We start from the raw sequence: 14,032 nt of genomic DNA, 5'->3' as shown, positions 1-14,032 counted from the left end.
TGATCGATCCGGTCGACCCGCTGCCGAAATTCGACGACGAACCCGACGACAGCGACGTGCGCGGCGTCCGTGCGCGCGAGCCCGAGGCGGTCAGCCCGACGGTCGGGAAATACGCGGCGCGCGCCTCGGTGACGAGCGCGCGCGCCTGCCGGTAGGCGGCCGCCGATTGCGCGATGGTCTGGTTCGACGCGTTGAGCTTGCCGATCAGCGCATCGAGCTGCGGATCGTTGTAGACCGTCCACCACGCGCCGCGGTCGGCGCGATCGGCGGGTTGCGCGACTTTCCAGCCGGCCGGCGCTTCCTTGAACGCGGCGGGGATCGACGTGTCGGGGCGGTGATAGTCGGGCCCGACGGCGCAGCCGGCGAGCAGCACGGCCGTCGCAATGGCGACGGCGGCGCTCAGCGGGCGAACGGCGCGCGGGAGGGAGGCGTACGGCATGGTGGTTTTCCTGTCTGGGCGTGACGGCCGGCGAGCGGCGCCGCGCGATGCGGTCGTCATGCCGCTGGCGGACAAATGGTAACTGACGGCGGGAAAGCTGCGCAGCCCTAAGGGTACGGTGCGCGGCAGCCGGAATGTGTTACCGGCGCGGCCGGCCGGTTTACCGGCCATTACGGCCAGCTTGCGGGAAAACGGGCGGGCGAATCGGCGTACGGCACCGGCCGCGCGTGACGCGGCCGGCGATCAGGCGGGATCGTGCGGACAGCGGCGGGAGTGCTGCGGCGTCAGTGGCAGCGCACGGGCACCGGGACGGGTTCGGCGGCGGCAGCCCGCCATGTCGACGGCTCCGTCGCGGCCGGCTGGCTCGTGCGGCGGGCGGCATTTTTCGCGTTGCGCTGCCGGCGATGATCGAACCATGCGAACCCGAGCGCCGCGAGCGAGCCGCCAGGCACGACCAGCATCGTCACGTACAGCGCGATCTTCCAGCCGCGGTGCGGGCCGGAGAACACATGATGAGCGGTATCGGTCAGGTTGCGGCACAGCGCGCCGGCGGCATTTTTCAGGAACAGCATCGCGAACATCCTCGGGTGCCCGGCAGCGCGGGCCAATCGGTCAGAACATAGTCTCCGGCAGTGCAACATGCACGTCGTAACTGGTTGACTCAAATAATATTGACTAAGCAATCATTTTTCAAGATACTGGGCGCGTTTTAACCCGAAACGCACTATTGCTGCGCGCGCAATCGTATGACCGGCGGCCTCTACGATCCCGAGAACATCGCGCTGGAAACGAGCCTCGGCTATTACCTGTCGAAGGCGAAGCAGGCGCTCGTCGAGCGGATGGATCGCGCGCTCGAGCCGTTCGACCTCACCGCGCAGCAGATCGGCGTGATCCTGCTGCTGTCGCGCGGCTACGCGCGCACGCCGTTCGAACTGTCGCGCAAGATGTCGTACGACAGCGGCTCGATGACGCGCATGCTCGACCGGCTCGAACGCAAGGGGCTGATCGCACGGGCGCGCAGCGAGCAGGACCGCCGGATGATCGAGCTGACGCTGACCGAACGCGGCATCGAAGCCGCCCGCGCGCTGCCGTCGCTGGTCGCGACCGTGCTCAACGCGCAGCTCGAAGGCTTCTCGGCCGACGAACTCGCGACGCTCACCGGCCTGCTGCAACGCTTCATCGCCAACGGGCCCGGTTCGACCGGCTGCCCGAAGCCCGACGAACCCGACTGCTGACGCGCGCGGAGCCCCATGTCTAGGTTAAACACTCGCTTATTTCTCTGTCTGGGCAGAAGATGACAAGGCACCCGCTCCGCTTTTCCCCTTTTTCCTTCCACCCGGCCGGGCCGCGCTGCGTCGCGCGCCCGTGCGTTGTGCCGGCGCGTCGCGCGCGCCGCGTCTAGGAGATTCCGATGTCCGCCACCACGGCATCCGCCCCCTCCCCTGCTGCCGAACCGGCGCCGCTGACCGGCGGCGCACTCGCGCTGCTGACCGTCGGGCTCGCGCTCGGCACCTTCATGGAAGTGCTCGACACGTCGATCGCGAACGTCGCGGTGCCGACCATCTCGGGCAGCCTCGGCGTCGCGACGAGCGAGGGCACGTGGGTGATCTCGTCGTATTCGGTCGCGTCCGCGATCGCGGTGCCGCTGACCGGCTGGCTCGCGCGCCGGGTCGGCGAGGTGCGCCTGTTCACGCTGTCGGTGCTCGCGTTCACGATCGCGTCGGCGCTGTGCGGCTTCGCGACCAACTTCGAGACGCTGATCGCGTTCCGGCTGCTGCAGGGCCTCGTGTCCGGGCCGATGGTGCCGCTGTCGCAGACGATCCTGATGCGCAGCTACCCACCGGCGAAACGCGGGCTCGCGCTCGGGCTATGGGCGATGACGGTGATCGTCGCGCCGATCTTCGGCCCGTTGCTGGGCGGCTGGATCAGCGACAACTACACGTGGCCGTGGATCTTCTACATCAACCTGCCGATCGGTGTGTTCTCGGCGACCTGCGCGTATTTCCTGCTGCGCGGCCGCGAGACGAAGACGTCGAAGCAGCGGATCGACGCGATCGGCCTCGCGCTGCTCGTGATCGGCGTGTCGTGCCTGCAGATGATGCTCGACCTCGGCAAGGACCGCGACTGGTTCAACTCGACCTTCATCGTCGCGCTCGCGCTGATCGCGGTCGTGTCGCTCGCGTTCATGCTCGTGTGGGAGGCGACCGAGAAGGAGCCGGTGGTCGACCTGTCGCTCTTCAAGGACCGCAACTTCGCGCTCGGCGCGCTGATCATCTCGTTCGGCTTCATGGCGTTCTTCGGTTCGGTCGTGATCTTCCCGCTATGGCTGCAGACGGTGATGGGCTACACGGCCGGCAAGGCCGGCCTCGCGACCGCGCCGGTCGGGCTGCTCGCGCTGGTGCTGTCGCCGCTGATCGGCCGCAACATGCACCGGCTCGACCTGCGGATGGTCGCGAGCTTCGCGTTCATCGTGTTCGCGGGCGTGTCGCTGTGGAACGCGACGTTTACGCTCGACGTGCCGTTCAACCACGTGATCCTGCCGCGGCTCGTGCAGGGCATCGGCGTCGCGTGCTTCTTCGTGCCGATGACGACGATCACGCTGTCGAGCATCTCCGACGAGCGGCTCGCGAGCGCATCGGGGCTGTCGAACTTCCTGCGCACGCTGTCCGGCGCGATCGGCACCGCGGCCAGCTCGACGTTCTGGGAGAACGACGCGATCTACCATCATGCGCGGCTGTCGGAATCGGTGAGCATCTACGCGCAGAACACGACCGACTACCAGGGCGCGCTCGCGCAGCTCGGCATCGTCGGGCAGACGGCCAATGCGCAACTCAACCAGCTCGTCACGCAGCAAGGCTTCATGATGGCGACCAACGACTTCTTCCATCTGTCGGCGGGCGTGTTCGTCGCACTCGCGGCGCTCGTGTGGATCACGAAGCCGAAGAAGGGCGCGGGGCCCGCGATGGGGCATTGAGGGGGCGCGAGCAGCCCTGTATGCAGCCGACGACAGGTCTTGCGGGCATTCTCTATATGAACTAAGCTAGAACACTGACTGAACTTAGTTTATTTGAGGGATGCCATGCAGACCTACAACATGCATGACGCGAAGACGAACCTGTCGCGTCTGATCGACGAGGCAGTTCACGCGGGTGAACCGTTCGTGATCGCGAAGGCCGGCAAGCCGCTCGTCAAGGTTGTGCCGATCGATGCGCCCGAGGCGACGCGGCCGGCGCGGATCGGTTTCATGAAGGGTCAAATCGTGGTGCCGGCCGACTTCGATACGATGGGTGACGATGCCATCCGGAAGCTGTTCGAGGGCGACGCGTGAAACTGCTGCTCGACACGCACCTGATTCTTTGGGCGGCCGCGGACGCGACCGAATTGCCCGATCGAGCCCGTACGCTCATCGAGGATCCCGCCTATACCCTGTTGTTCAGCGTCGCGAGTCTCTGGGAGATCGTGATCAAGCGTGGGCTCGATCGCAATGATTTTCAGGTCGATCCGCACGTGCTGCGTCGCAATCTGCTCGACGCCGGCTACGTCGAATTGCCGATCACGAGCGCACATGTCCTCGCAGTCGAGCAACTGCCGCTGGTGCATCGCGATCCGTTCGATCGGCTGCTGATTGCCCAGGCGATTGCAGAAGGCGTTACGTTTCTCACGCACGACCATACGGTTGCCCGGTATCCGGGCCCGATTCGGCACGTCTGATCACGCTGAGCGGGGGCGCAACCGTCACTCCCTCGCCCGCAATCCCCCGAACGCCAGATCGTCGGCCGGCGCGAGCGGCAGCGTCGCCCGCGCGACGTCGAGCCACGCGCGCGCCGCATGCGACAGGTAGCCCTTCTTCAGCCAGCCGAGCGCGATCGCCCACGTGATTTCCGGCTCGACGATCGGCCGGCACGTGAACTGGCTCGCGTCGAGCCGCCGGCAATACGGCTCGGGCAGCAGCGCGATGCCGACGCCCGCATGCACGAGCGCGGCCATGAAATCCCAGTGGCCGCTGCGGCTCACGATCGACGGCGTGAAGCCGGCCTGCCGGCACGCATCGAGCACCGCGTCGTGCAGCGCGAGGCTTTCCGCATAGAACACGAACGATTCGCGCGCGAGATCCGCGAGCGGCACGGCCGCGTGCTCCTCCCAGCGCGACTCGCGCGGCGCGACGAGCCACAGCGGCGCGCGCACCATCGGCAGCCGCTCGAACGTGCCGGGATCGACCGGCTCCAGCAGGCCGCCGAGTTCCAGCTCGCCCGACATCAGCGCGGCCTCGATCATCCGCGCGCCCTGCTCGAACAGCTTCAGCTCGATGTTCGGGTAGCGCTGCTTGTACGCGGCGATGATCGGCGTGAACAGCGAACCGCCGAGCGGCGGGATGCCGATCGTCAGCTCGCCGCGCCCGAGCGTGCCGAGATCGTTCAGCTCCGACTGCAGCTGCGCCTGCGCGGCGAGCACGTCCTGGCCGCGCTGGAACACGATCCGCCCGGCGTCGGTCAGCACCATCTGCCGGCCGTCGCGCAGCAGCAGCGGCGAACCGATCTCGTCCTCCAGCGCCTTCACCATCTTGCTGATGGTCGGCTGCGTGACGAACAGCCTGTCGGCCGCCGCGGTGAAGCTCTGCTGGCGAACTACCTCGACGAAGTACCGCAACGCGCGCAATTCCATCGATCACTCCCCAAATTGGTGCGGCTGAATGCAAGCGAATTCCGAATTGGAATGACAAGGATAGAGACAAGTCATTTTATTTATGGTTAGGGGAAACCCTATACTTGCTCCATTGACAGAAACATCTGTATGGAGCCAGCCATGAACAAGCCGACCGCCACTGCCGCCGCCCGCCCCGTCGCTTCGGGCAGCCTCGCGCACACGGGCCGGATCGTGCTGCAGGCCACCGCGCTCGGCGTGCTGTGGATGGCGGTCGACTGGGCCGTGCGCACGGTCGGGCTGCCGATTCCGTCCGGCGTGATCGGCCTCGCGGTGCTCCTCGTGCTGCTGTTCTCGGGCCGCGTCGCCCCGGCATGGGTGAAGGACGGCGCGAACTGGCTCTTGTCCGACATGCTGCTGTTCTTCGTGCCGGCCGCCGTCGCGGCCGTGCAGTACGGCGGGCTGTTCCGCGAGGACGGCTGGCGCATCGCGCTGGTGATGCTCGCCGGCACCGCGTTCGTGATGGTCGCGGTGGCCGTCGCGGTCGATCTGGCCGCGAAACTCGAACGCCGGCTCGCCGCGCAGCGCGTGTTCGCCGAGCGCCGCCGCGCGCGCCTGAGCGCCGTCGCTCACTGAGCGGGAGCCTGCCATGCTCGCCGCGCTATCGAACCTGCCCGCCGACCGGGTGAATACCGCGATCTCCGTCGGCTGCTTCGTGCTGACGATCGTGCTGTATTTCGCGTCGAAGCGGCTCTACGCGTACAAGAAGACGCTGCTGTTCTCGCCGCTCGTGTTCGTGCCGGGCGTGCTGGTGCTGCTCGTGCTGCTGACCGGCATCCCGTATTCGGTCTATTTCCGCGACACGCGCTGGCTGATGTGGCTGCTCGGCCCGGCGACGATCGCGTTCGCGGTGCCGATCTACGACTATCGTGACCTGATCCGCCGCCACTGGCTGTCGTTGTCGGTCGGCGTCGCGGTCGGGATCGCCGCGGGCGTATGCGGGTCGCTGCTGCTCGCGAAGCTGCTGCACCTGTCGCCCGAGCTGCAGCGCTCGCTGATGACGCGCTCGGTGTCGACGCCGTTCGCGCTCGCCGTGTCGGACAAGATCCACGCGCCGAAGGATCTCACCGCCCTGTTCGTGATCGCGACCGGCATCTGCGGGATGCTGCTCGGCGAGCTCGTGCTGGCGCTCGTGCCGATGCGCACGCGGCTCGCGCGCGGCGCGCTGTTCGGCGCGGCCGCCCATGGCGTGGGCACCGCGAAGGCGCGCGAGATCGGCAACGAGGAAGGCGTCGTGTCGAGCCTGACGATGATGATCGCGGGCGTCGCGATGGTGCTGATCGCGCCGTTGCTCACGCTGCTGCCGATCTGACAGAAGTGCGGGCGGGCGCCGCTGGCCGCCCTGCCGCGCTTTCCGCCTGACGGCCCGGTTCCCGCCAGCCGCCCCCCGCCTGAGCGTTTCCTCCTCTGCATTCCTGCGCGACATCGCGCCGGCACCCGGCCGACCATCGGCTGAGATAGCCGCAATTCCCCCCTCTTTTCCGCCCATCGGCCTCGGCCCGGATGCCGAACAATGCATGCTACGAGACATCACGCACGCATTCACATGGCCACGACTGCAACTCCGACCGCCGACAAGCCGGCTTCGTCCGGCAAGTTCAAGCGCATCGCGCTCATCGCCGTCATCGCGCTGGGCGCGGCTGCCGCCGCCGCCGGCGGCATGTACGTGTTCCTGAACAAGGCAGGCGTCGGCCATCCGAGCGCGCCCGCCGAGCCGGCGCCGCTTGCCGCGCCGGTGTTCTTCCCGCTCGACCCGCTGACCGTGAACCTGCAGTCCGACGACGGCGCGCAGCACTACCTGCGCGTCGGCCTGTCGCTGAAGCTCACCGATCCGAAGGCGCAGGAGCAACTGACCGCGCGGATGCCGGAAATCCGCAGCCGGATCCTGCTCGCGCTGTCGAACAAGCATCCCGAGGAGCTCGCGACGCCGGAGGGCAAGCGTTCGCTCGCGACGGAGCTGCGGGAGCTGATCGAACAGCCGACGCAGCCGGGCAACCAGCGCGCGAAGGTCGACGACGTCCTGTTCACCGAGTTCGTCGTCCAGTAACGCGGCCGCGAAAGGAGCGCGTATGGGTCACCAGGAGTTCATGTCCCAGGAGGAGGTCGATGCCCTCCTCAAGGGCGTCACGGGCGAAACCGATGCAGTCGACGAGCAGCGCGACACATCGGGCGTCCGCCCCTACAACATCGCGACGCAGGAGCGGATCGTCCGCGGCCGGATGCCCGGCCTCGAGATCATCAACGACCGCTTCGCGCGCCTGTTGCGGATCGGCATCTTCAACTTCATGCGGCGCACGGCGGAAATTTCCGTCAGCCAGGTGAAGGTGCAGAAGTACAGCGAATTCACCCGCAACCTGCCGATCCCGACCAACCTGAATCTGGTGCACGTGAAGCCGCTGCGCGGCACGTCGCTGTTCGTGTTCGACCCGAACCTCGTGTTCTTCGTCGTCGACAACCTGTTCGGCGGCGACGGGCGCTTTCACACGCGCGTCGAGGGCCGCGACTTCACGGCCACCGAGCAGCGGATCATCGGCAAGCTGCTGAACCTGGTGTTCGAGCACTACACGACCGCGTGGAAGAGCGTGCGGCCGCTGCAGTTCGAATTCGTGCGCTCGGAGATGCACACGCAGTTCGCGAACGTCGCGACGCCGAACGAGATCGTGATCGTCACGCAGTTCTCGATCGAGTTCGGGCCGACCGGCGGCACGCTGCACATCTGCATGCCGTACTCGATGATCGAACCGATCCGCGACGTGCTCAGCTCGCCGATCCAGGGCGAGGCGCTCGAAGTCGACCGCCGCTGGGTGCGCGTGCTGTCGCAGCAGGTGCAGGCCGCGGAAGTCGAGCTGACCGCGAATCTCGCCGAGATCTCGTCGACGTTCGAGAAGATCCTGAACCTGCGCGCGGGCGACGTGCTGCCGCTGGAGATCGAGGACACGATCACCGCGAAGGTCGACGGCGTGCCGGTGATGGAATGCGGCTACGGAATTTTCAATGGTCAATATGCGTTGCGCGTGCAGAAGATGATCGGCGCGAGCGATTCGATGAAGGAAGGTGGATATGAGTGAGCTGAACCAGACGCCCGACGACGACATCCAGGCGATGGCCGATGCGGCCCTCGCGGCGTCGGCCGCCGACGCGAAGGCGCCGGCCGCGGCCGAGGAAGATCCGGGCATGGACGACTGGGCGGCCGCGCTCGCCGAGCAGAACGAGCAACCGGTGCAGGCGGGCGCGACGGGCGCCGGCGTGTTCCAGCCGCTGTCGAAGGCCGCGGCGAGCTCGACGCACAACGACATCGAGATGATCCTCGACATCCCGGTCAAGATGACCGTGGAGCTCGGCCGCACGAAGATCGCGATCCGCAACCTGCTGCAGCTCGCGCAGGGGTCGGTCGTCGAGCTCGACGGCATGGCCGGCGAGCCGATGGACGTGCTCGTGAACGGCTGCCTGATCGCGCAGGGCGAAGTCGTGGTGGTCAACGACAAGTTCGGTATTCGCCTCACCGACATCATCACGCCGGCCGAACGCATCCGGAAGCTGAATCGATGAACGTCGTGATGTCCGGCCGGCGCGCGTGCCGCGCGATTGCGGCGGCGGCACTCGCCACTGTCGCGTCGCTCGCATGCGCGCCGGCCGGCGCCGCCGACATGAACGCGGTGAACCACCCCGGTTCGATCGCGTCGAGCGTGACGGTCGGTTCGGCCGCGCCGTCGCTCGGCATCGGCGCGGTGCTGCAGACGCTCGTCGGGCTCGCGGTCGTGATCGGCCTCGTGTTCGCGTGCGCATGGCTCGCCCGCCGCTTCGGCTTCCAGCCCGCGCGGCGCGGCGGCCCGCTGAAGGTCGTGTCGAGCGTGGGGCTCGGCGCGAAGGAAAGCGCGACGATCGTCGAGATCGGCGATACCTGGCTCGTGCTCGGCGTCGCGCCGGGCAACGTGCGATTGCTGCATACGCTGCCGGCCGGTTCGGTGGCGGCCACCGCGACGGCGACTGCGGGCTCGGCCCCGGCCGACGCGTCCGTCGGCGGCACTTCGTCCGACGCCAGCCTGCCCGGCACGTTCGGCTCGCGGTTTCGCGACGCGCTCGCGGGCGAAGCCGCGAAACGCCTCGGGCGCGGCAAGGACCGCTGACATGGCGCCGCGCCCTCTTCCAGTCTCCGCATTCCGATGAAACACGCATTCCTGCGTCACGCGGCGCGCGTCGCGCCCGTGTTGATCCTCTGTCTCGCCCCGGCGCTCGCGTATGCGCAGGCGAACGGCCTGCCCGCGTTCAACGCGAGCCCGGGCCCGCACGGCGGCACCACCTATTCGCTGAGCGTGCAGACGATGCTGCTGCTCACGATGCTGTCGTTCCTGCCGGCGATGCTGCTGATGATGACGAGCTTCACGCGCATCATCATCGTGCTGTCGCTGCTGCGCCAGGCGCTCGGCACCGCGACGACGCCGCCGAACCAGGTGCTCGTCGGCCTCGCGATGTTCCTCACCTTCTTCGTGATGTCGCCGGTGCTCGACCGTGCGTACAACGACGGCTACAAGCCGTTCTCCGACGGCTCGATGCCGATGGAGCAGGCCGTGCAGCGCGGCGTCGCGCCGTTCAAGACCTTCATGCTGAAGCAGACCCGCGAGACCGATCTCGCGCTGTTCGCGAAGATCTCGAAGGCCGCGCCGATGCAGGGCCCGGAAGACGTGCCGCTGTCGCTGCTGGTGCCCGCGTTCGTCACGAGCGAGCTGAAGACCGGCTTCCAGATCGGCTTCACGGTGTTCATCCCGTTCCTGATCATCGACATGGTCGTCGCGAGCGTGCTGATGTCGATGGGGATGATGATGGTGTCGCCGTCCACCGTGTCGCTGCCGTTCAAGCTGATGCTGTTCGTGCTGGTCGACGGCTGGCAGCTGCTGATCGGCTCGCTCGCGCAGAGCTTCAGTTAAGCGGAGGAACACGCGCGATGACGCCCGAACAAGTGATGACGCTGGCGCACCAGGCGATGATGGTCGGCCTGCTGCTCGCGGCCCCGCTGCTGCTGGTCGCGCTCGCGGTCGGCCTCGTCGTGAGCCTGTTCCAGGCCGCGACGCAGATCAACGAAGCGACGCTGTCGTTCATCCCGAAGCTGCTCGCGGTCGCTGCGACGCTCGTGATCGCCGGCCCGTGGATGCTGACGACGATGCTCGACTACCTGCGGCAGACGCTGCTGCACGTCGCGACGCTCGGCGCCGGCTGAGCCGCGCTCGGCCCCCTTCTCCCGTATGTTCTCGGTCACCTACGCGCAGCTCAACGGCTGGCTCACGGCGTTCCTGTGGCCGTTCGTGCGGATGCTCGCGCTGGTCGCGACGGCGCCCATGGTCGGCCACGCGGCCGTGCCGGTGCGCGTGAAGATCGGCGTCGCCGCGTTCATGGCGCTCGTCGTCGCGCCGACGCTCGGCGCGATGCCGGACGTCACCGTATTCTCCGCGCAGGGCATCTGGATCCTCGTCAATCAATTCCTGATCGGCGTCGCGATGGGTTTCACGATGCAGCTCGTGTTCGCGGCCGTCGAAGCGGCCGGCGATTTCATCGGGCTGTCGATGGGGCTCGGCTTCGCGACCTTCTTCGATCCGCATTCGAGCGGCGCGACGCCCGCGATGGGCCGGTTCCTGAACGCGGTCGCGATGCTCGCGTTCCTCGCGGTGGACGGCCACCTGCAAATGTTCGCGGCGCTCGCCGCGTCGTTCCAGTCGCTGCCGGTGTCGGCCGACCTGCTGCACGCGCCGGGCTGGCGCACGCTCGCCGCGTTCGGCGCGACCGTGTTCGAGATGGGGCTGCTGCTGTCGCTGCCGGTGGTCGTGGCGCTGCTGATCGCGAACCTCGCGCTCGGCATCCTGAACCGCGCGGCGCCGCAGATCGGCATGTACCAGATCGGCTTTCCCGTAACGCTGATCGTCGGGCTGTTGCTCGTGCAACTGATGATCCCGAACCTCGTGCCGTTCGTGTCGCATCTGTTCGACATGGGGCTCGATGCGATGGGGCGGGTGTTGATCGGCTGGCGCTAGACGCGCGGCCGGCCGCTTTCGACTCGCTTCGGCGCCTGTCGCCCCGTTCCGCCCTCCGTTGCTGGAAAACCCCTAAACGAACCGCTACCCCGCGAAAGGTTGCAGAAGGTTTCGCCTCCCTATACTCGTGATGACGATGCAGCACGCATCGCGCCATACGAATACAACGAAGGAGACGACCCCGATGCGACCTATCCTGCGCACCCTCGCCGTGGCAGCCAGCCTGAGCTGCGCGCTCGCCGCTCACCCCGCTTTCGCCGACGACGGCGGCAAGATCACGATCATGGTCGGCGGGATCGCGAAGCTGATCTACCTGCCCGCGCGGCTCACGCAGGAGCTCGGCAACTTCAAGGCCGAAGGGCTCGACGTCGAGCTGCTGTCGCAGCCGGCCGGCGTCGACGCCGAGAACGAGCTGCTCGCGGGCGCCGTGCAGGGCGTCGTCGGCTTCTACGACCACACGGTCGACCTGCAGAGCAAGGGCAAGGACGTGAAGGCGATCGCCGTGCTCTGCCAGGTGCCGGGCGAAGTCGAGATGGTGTCGACCAAGGCCGCGCCGACCTTCAAGTCGATGGCCGACGCGAAGGGCAAGACGCTCGGCGTGACGGGCCTCGGCTCGTCGACGAGCTTCCTCACCCAATACCTCGCGCTGCAGCACGGCGTGCCGTCGACGCAGTACACGATGCTGCCGGTCGGCGCCGACGCGAGCTTCATCGCCGCGATCAAGCAGGGCCGCATCGACGCCGGGATGACGACCGAGCCGACGGTGTCCGCGCTCGAGAAGATGGGCGACGCGAAGGTGCTGGTCGACCTGCGCACGCTGGAAGGCACGCGCGCCGCGCTCGGCGGCACCTACCCGGCCGCGAGCCTGTACGTGCAGTCGGCGTGGGCCGATGCGCACAAGGCGGAAGCGACCAAGCTCGCGCACGCATTCGCCAAGACGATGCAGTTCATCCACACGCACAGCGCCGAGGAAATCGCCGCGAAGATGCCGGCCGACTACCAGAAGGACAAGGCGCTGTACGTGGCCGCGCTGAAGGCGTCGCTGCCGATGTATACGGCCGACGCGAAGATGCCGGCCGACGGCCCGGCGATCGTGCTGAAGGTGCTGTCGGCGTTCAACCCGTCGGTGAAGGGCAAGCACATCGACCTGGCGCGCACCTACACGAACGATTTCGTGAACGCGAAGTAATCGGGCTCGGCAGTCGCGCCGGCGGCGGCGATCCCGCCGCCGTGCGTTCCCCGTTCCGGCCCGGTTGACCGGCCCGGCGCCGCCCCGCTGCGGCGCCTTCCTCACCCGCAGGATCAATGCGATGAACCAGGCAGTTTCCCCGAGCACACCGGCGATCGAGTTTCGCAATGTGTCGTGCCGCTTCATTTCGCCGGAAGGCAAGGCCACCGTCGCGCTGCGCGACTTCAGCATGAGCGTCGCGCGCGGCGAGTTCATCGCGATCGTCGGCCCGACCGGCTGCGGCAAGTCGACCACGCTGAACCTGATCACCGGGCTGCTCAAGCCCGCGTCGGGCGAAGTCCGCGTGATGGGCCGCCCGGTCGACGGCATCGACCCGCGCATCGGCTTCGTGTTCCAGGCGGACGCCGTGTTCCCGTGGCGCAACGTGATCGACAACGTCGCGGCCGGCCCGCTGTTCCGCGGCCGCTCGAAGGATGTCGCGTACGCGCAGGCCGAGGAATGGATCCGCAAGGTCGGCCTCGACAAGTTCACCAAACACTACCCGCACCAGCTCTCCGGCGGGATGAGAAAGCGCGTCGCGCTCGCGCAGACCTTCATCAACCAGCCGGAAATCCTGCTGATGGACGAGCCGTTTTCCGCGCTCGACATGCAGACCCGCACGCTGATGCAGGACGAGCTGCTGCAGCTGTGGTCCGCGAACAAGGGTTCGGTCGTGTTCGTCACGCACGATCTCGAAGAGGCGATCGCGCTCGCCGACCGCGTGTTCGTGCTGACCGCACGCCCCGCGACGCTCAAGCGCGTCGTCGAGATCGACCTGCCGCGCCCGCGCGTCATGTCGGAAGTGCGCTACGACGCGCGCTTCATCGAAATTTCCAGGGACATCTGGCACGACCTGCGCGAAGAAGTGCAGATCGGCTGACGCATACGCCGCACGGCGGGCTACGGCACGCCATCGCAAGAAACAGCAAGGACAGGAGCATGACCGACATGACGCTTCCCCCCACCGCCATTCCGGCAACGTCGCTCGAGGACGAGTCGCGCGCCGCTCAAACCCGGCTGCGCCGCCGCCGGCAACTGATCATCGGCCTGCGGATCGCCGTACTCGTGATCGTGCTGGGCGGCTGGGAACTCGCCGCACGGCTGAAGTGGATCGACCCGTTCTTCTTCTCGATGCCATCGCTGATCTTCGAGCAGATCCAGGACTGGTTCGTGAACGGCACGTCGCAAGGCCCGCTGCTCACGCAGGTGTGGGTCACGCTCGAGGAAACCACGATCGGCTTCCTGATCGGCTCGGTGGCCGGCGTAATCTGCGGGATCGTGCTCGGCCGCAACAAGCTGATGGCCGACGTGTTCGGCCTGTACATCCAGATCGCGAACTCGATTCCGCGCGTCGTGCTCGGCTCGGTGTTCGTGATCGCGCTCGGCCTCGGGATGGCGTCGAAGATCGCGCTGGCCGTCGTGATGGTGTTCTTCGTCGTGTTCGGCAACGCGTTCCAGGGCGTGCGCGAAGCGGATCGTTACCTGATCGCGAACGCGCAGATCCTCGGTGCGTCGCGCCGGCAGATCACCACGTCGGTCGTGATCCCGTCCGCGCTCTCGTGGATTCTCGCGAGCCTGCACGTGAGCTTCGGCTTCGCGCTGGTCGGCGCGGTGGTCGGCGAATTCCTGGGTTCCAAGCAA

At 67.4% G+C, this 14,032-nt stretch carries 19 protein-coding genes; 16 read left to right on the top strand and 3 right to left on the bottom strand.

From position 1 onward, the window contains the following. Positions 1-439, bottom strand: a 439-nt coding sequence (locus tag JMF90_RS05455) for a TolC family protein (protein WP_201324979.1), incomplete at its 3' end; no start/stop codon positions are given. A gap of 284 nt (positions 440-723) precedes the next feature. Beyond that, positions 724-1,011, bottom strand: coding sequence for a multidrug ABC transporter ATPase (locus JMF90_RS05450; RefSeq protein ID WP_082409373.1), 288 nt, complete (start codon positions 1,009-1,011; stop codon positions 724-726). A gap of 174 nt (positions 1,012-1,185) precedes the next feature. Here JMF90_RS05450 and JMF90_RS05445 point away from each other — a divergent pair, with 174 nt between their 5' ends. The 4 genes from JMF90_RS05445 to JMF90_RS05430 all read left to right on the top strand — a co-directional run bounded on the left by JMF90_RS05445 (position 1,186) and on the right by JMF90_RS05430 (position 4,150). Further along, the gene (locus JMF90_RS05445; protein ID WP_011544460.1) at positions 1,186-1,674 is read left to right on the top strand and encodes a MarR family winged helix-turn-helix transcriptional regulator; all 489 of its coding nucleotides are present in this window, start codon (positions 1,186-1,188) and stop codon (positions 1,672-1,674) included. 176 nt (positions 1,675-1,850) lie between these two features. Continuing rightward, positions 1,851-3,413 carry a DHA2 family efflux MFS transporter permease subunit gene (locus tag JMF90_RS05440; RefSeq protein ID WP_011544461.1) on the top strand — a complete coding sequence of 521 codons (1,563 nt, stop codon included), beginning with the start codon at positions 1,851-1,853 and terminating at the stop codon, positions 3,411-3,413. Between the two features lie 105 nt (positions 3,414-3,518). Then, on the top strand, positions 3,519-3,767 hold the full coding sequence (locus tag JMF90_RS05435; RefSeq protein ID WP_006477238.1) for a type II toxin-antitoxin system Phd/YefM family antitoxin: 249 nt from the start codon (positions 3,519-3,521) through the stop codon (positions 3,765-3,767). Beyond that, positions 3,764-4,150: a type II toxin-antitoxin system VapC family toxin gene (locus JMF90_RS05430; protein ID WP_006477237.1), complete on the top strand. Its 387-nt coding sequence runs from the start codon at positions 3,764-3,766 to the stop codon at positions 4,148-4,150. The genes JMF90_RS05435 and JMF90_RS05430 overlap by 4 nt, the downstream gene beginning before the upstream one ends. 24 nt (positions 4,151-4,174) lie before the next feature. Here JMF90_RS05430 and JMF90_RS05425 read toward each other — a convergent pair whose 3' ends face one another. Then, positions 4,175-5,101, bottom strand: coding sequence for a LysR family transcriptional regulator (locus tag JMF90_RS05425; RefSeq protein WP_054928197.1), 927 nt, complete (start codon positions 5,099-5,101; stop codon positions 4,175-4,177). 141 nt (positions 5,102-5,242) lie between these two features. On the opposite strand from JMF90_RS05425, the gene JMF90_RS05420 reads away from it, so the two are divergent. The 12 genes from JMF90_RS05420 to JMF90_RS05365 all read left to right on the top strand — a co-directional run. Then, complete coding sequence (locus tag JMF90_RS05420) at positions 5,243-5,716, top strand: CidA/LrgA family protein (RefSeq protein WP_054928196.1); 474 nt, start codon at positions 5,243-5,245, stop codon at positions 5,714-5,716. 13 nt (positions 5,717-5,729) lie between these two features. Next, complete coding sequence (locus JMF90_RS05415) at positions 5,730-6,452, top strand: LrgB family protein (RefSeq protein ID WP_011544465.1); 723 nt, start codon at positions 5,730-5,732, stop codon at positions 6,450-6,452. 234 nt (positions 6,453-6,686) lie between these two features. Beyond that, positions 6,687-7,187 (top strand): flagellar basal body-associated protein FliL, encoded by a 501-nt coding sequence (gene fliL, locus JMF90_RS05410; protein ID WP_023477391.1) that lies wholly within the window; start codon positions 6,687-6,689, stop codon positions 7,185-7,187. Between the two features lie 22 nt (positions 7,188-7,209). Next, on the top strand, positions 7,210-8,208 hold the full coding sequence (gene fliM, locus JMF90_RS05405) for a flagellar motor switch protein FliM (RefSeq protein ID WP_006477232.1): 999 nt from the start codon (positions 7,210-7,212) through the stop codon (positions 8,206-8,208). Next, positions 8,201-8,689, top strand: a complete 489-nt coding sequence (gene fliN, locus JMF90_RS05400) for a flagellar motor switch protein FliN (protein ID WP_011544466.1) — start codon at positions 8,201-8,203, stop codon at positions 8,687-8,689. The genes fliM and fliN overlap by 8 nt, the downstream gene beginning before the upstream one ends. After that, on the top strand, positions 8,686-9,267 hold the full coding sequence (fliO, locus tag JMF90_RS05395) for a flagellar biosynthetic protein FliO (protein WP_054928195.1): 582 nt from the start codon (positions 8,686-8,688) through the stop codon (positions 9,265-9,267). The genes fliN and fliO overlap by 4 nt, the downstream gene beginning before the upstream one ends. Positions 9,268-9,303: 36 nt before the next feature. After that, a complete protein-coding gene (fliP, locus tag JMF90_RS05390; protein ID WP_006477229.1) occupies positions 9,304-10,065 on the top strand; it encodes a flagellar type III secretion system pore protein FliP in 762 nt (253 codons plus the stop codon). A 17-nt stretch (positions 10,066-10,082) separates the two neighbouring features. Then, positions 10,083-10,355, top strand: a complete 273-nt coding sequence (gene fliQ / locus JMF90_RS05385; RefSeq protein WP_006401718.1) for a flagellar biosynthesis protein FliQ — start codon at positions 10,083-10,085, stop codon at positions 10,353-10,355. 25 nt (positions 10,356-10,380) lie between these two features. Then, positions 10,381-11,163 (top strand): flagellar biosynthetic protein FliR, encoded by a 783-nt coding sequence (gene fliR, locus JMF90_RS05380; RefSeq protein ID WP_027809606.1) that lies wholly within the window; start codon positions 10,381-10,383, stop codon positions 11,161-11,163. Positions 11,164-11,347: 184 nt separating this feature from the next. Beyond that, positions 11,348-12,352: an ABC transporter substrate-binding protein gene (locus tag JMF90_RS05375; RefSeq protein WP_027812877.1), complete on the top strand. Its 1,005-nt coding sequence runs from the start codon at positions 11,348-11,350 to the stop codon at positions 12,350-12,352. Between the two features lie 121 nt (positions 12,353-12,473). After that, the gene (locus JMF90_RS05370) at positions 12,474-13,271 is read left to right on the top strand and encodes an ABC transporter ATP-binding protein (protein ID WP_006477226.1); all 798 of its coding nucleotides are present in this window, start codon (positions 12,474-12,476) and stop codon (positions 13,269-13,271) included. A 59-nt stretch (positions 13,272-13,330) separates the two neighbouring features. Next, the coding region (locus JMF90_RS05365) for an ABC transporter permease (protein WP_201324978.1) at positions 13,331-14,032 on the top strand (702 nt) is incomplete at its 3' end.

Source organism: Burkholderia sp. E168m23 (genome assembly GCF_016586125.1).
In the GTDB taxonomy this organism is placed as follows: Bacteria; Pseudomonadota; Gammaproteobacteria; order Burkholderiales; family Burkholderiaceae; genus Burkholderia; species Burkholderia orbicola.
Note: the sequence above shows the minus strand (reverse complement) of the source record. Positions and strands in the feature narration are given on the sequence as shown.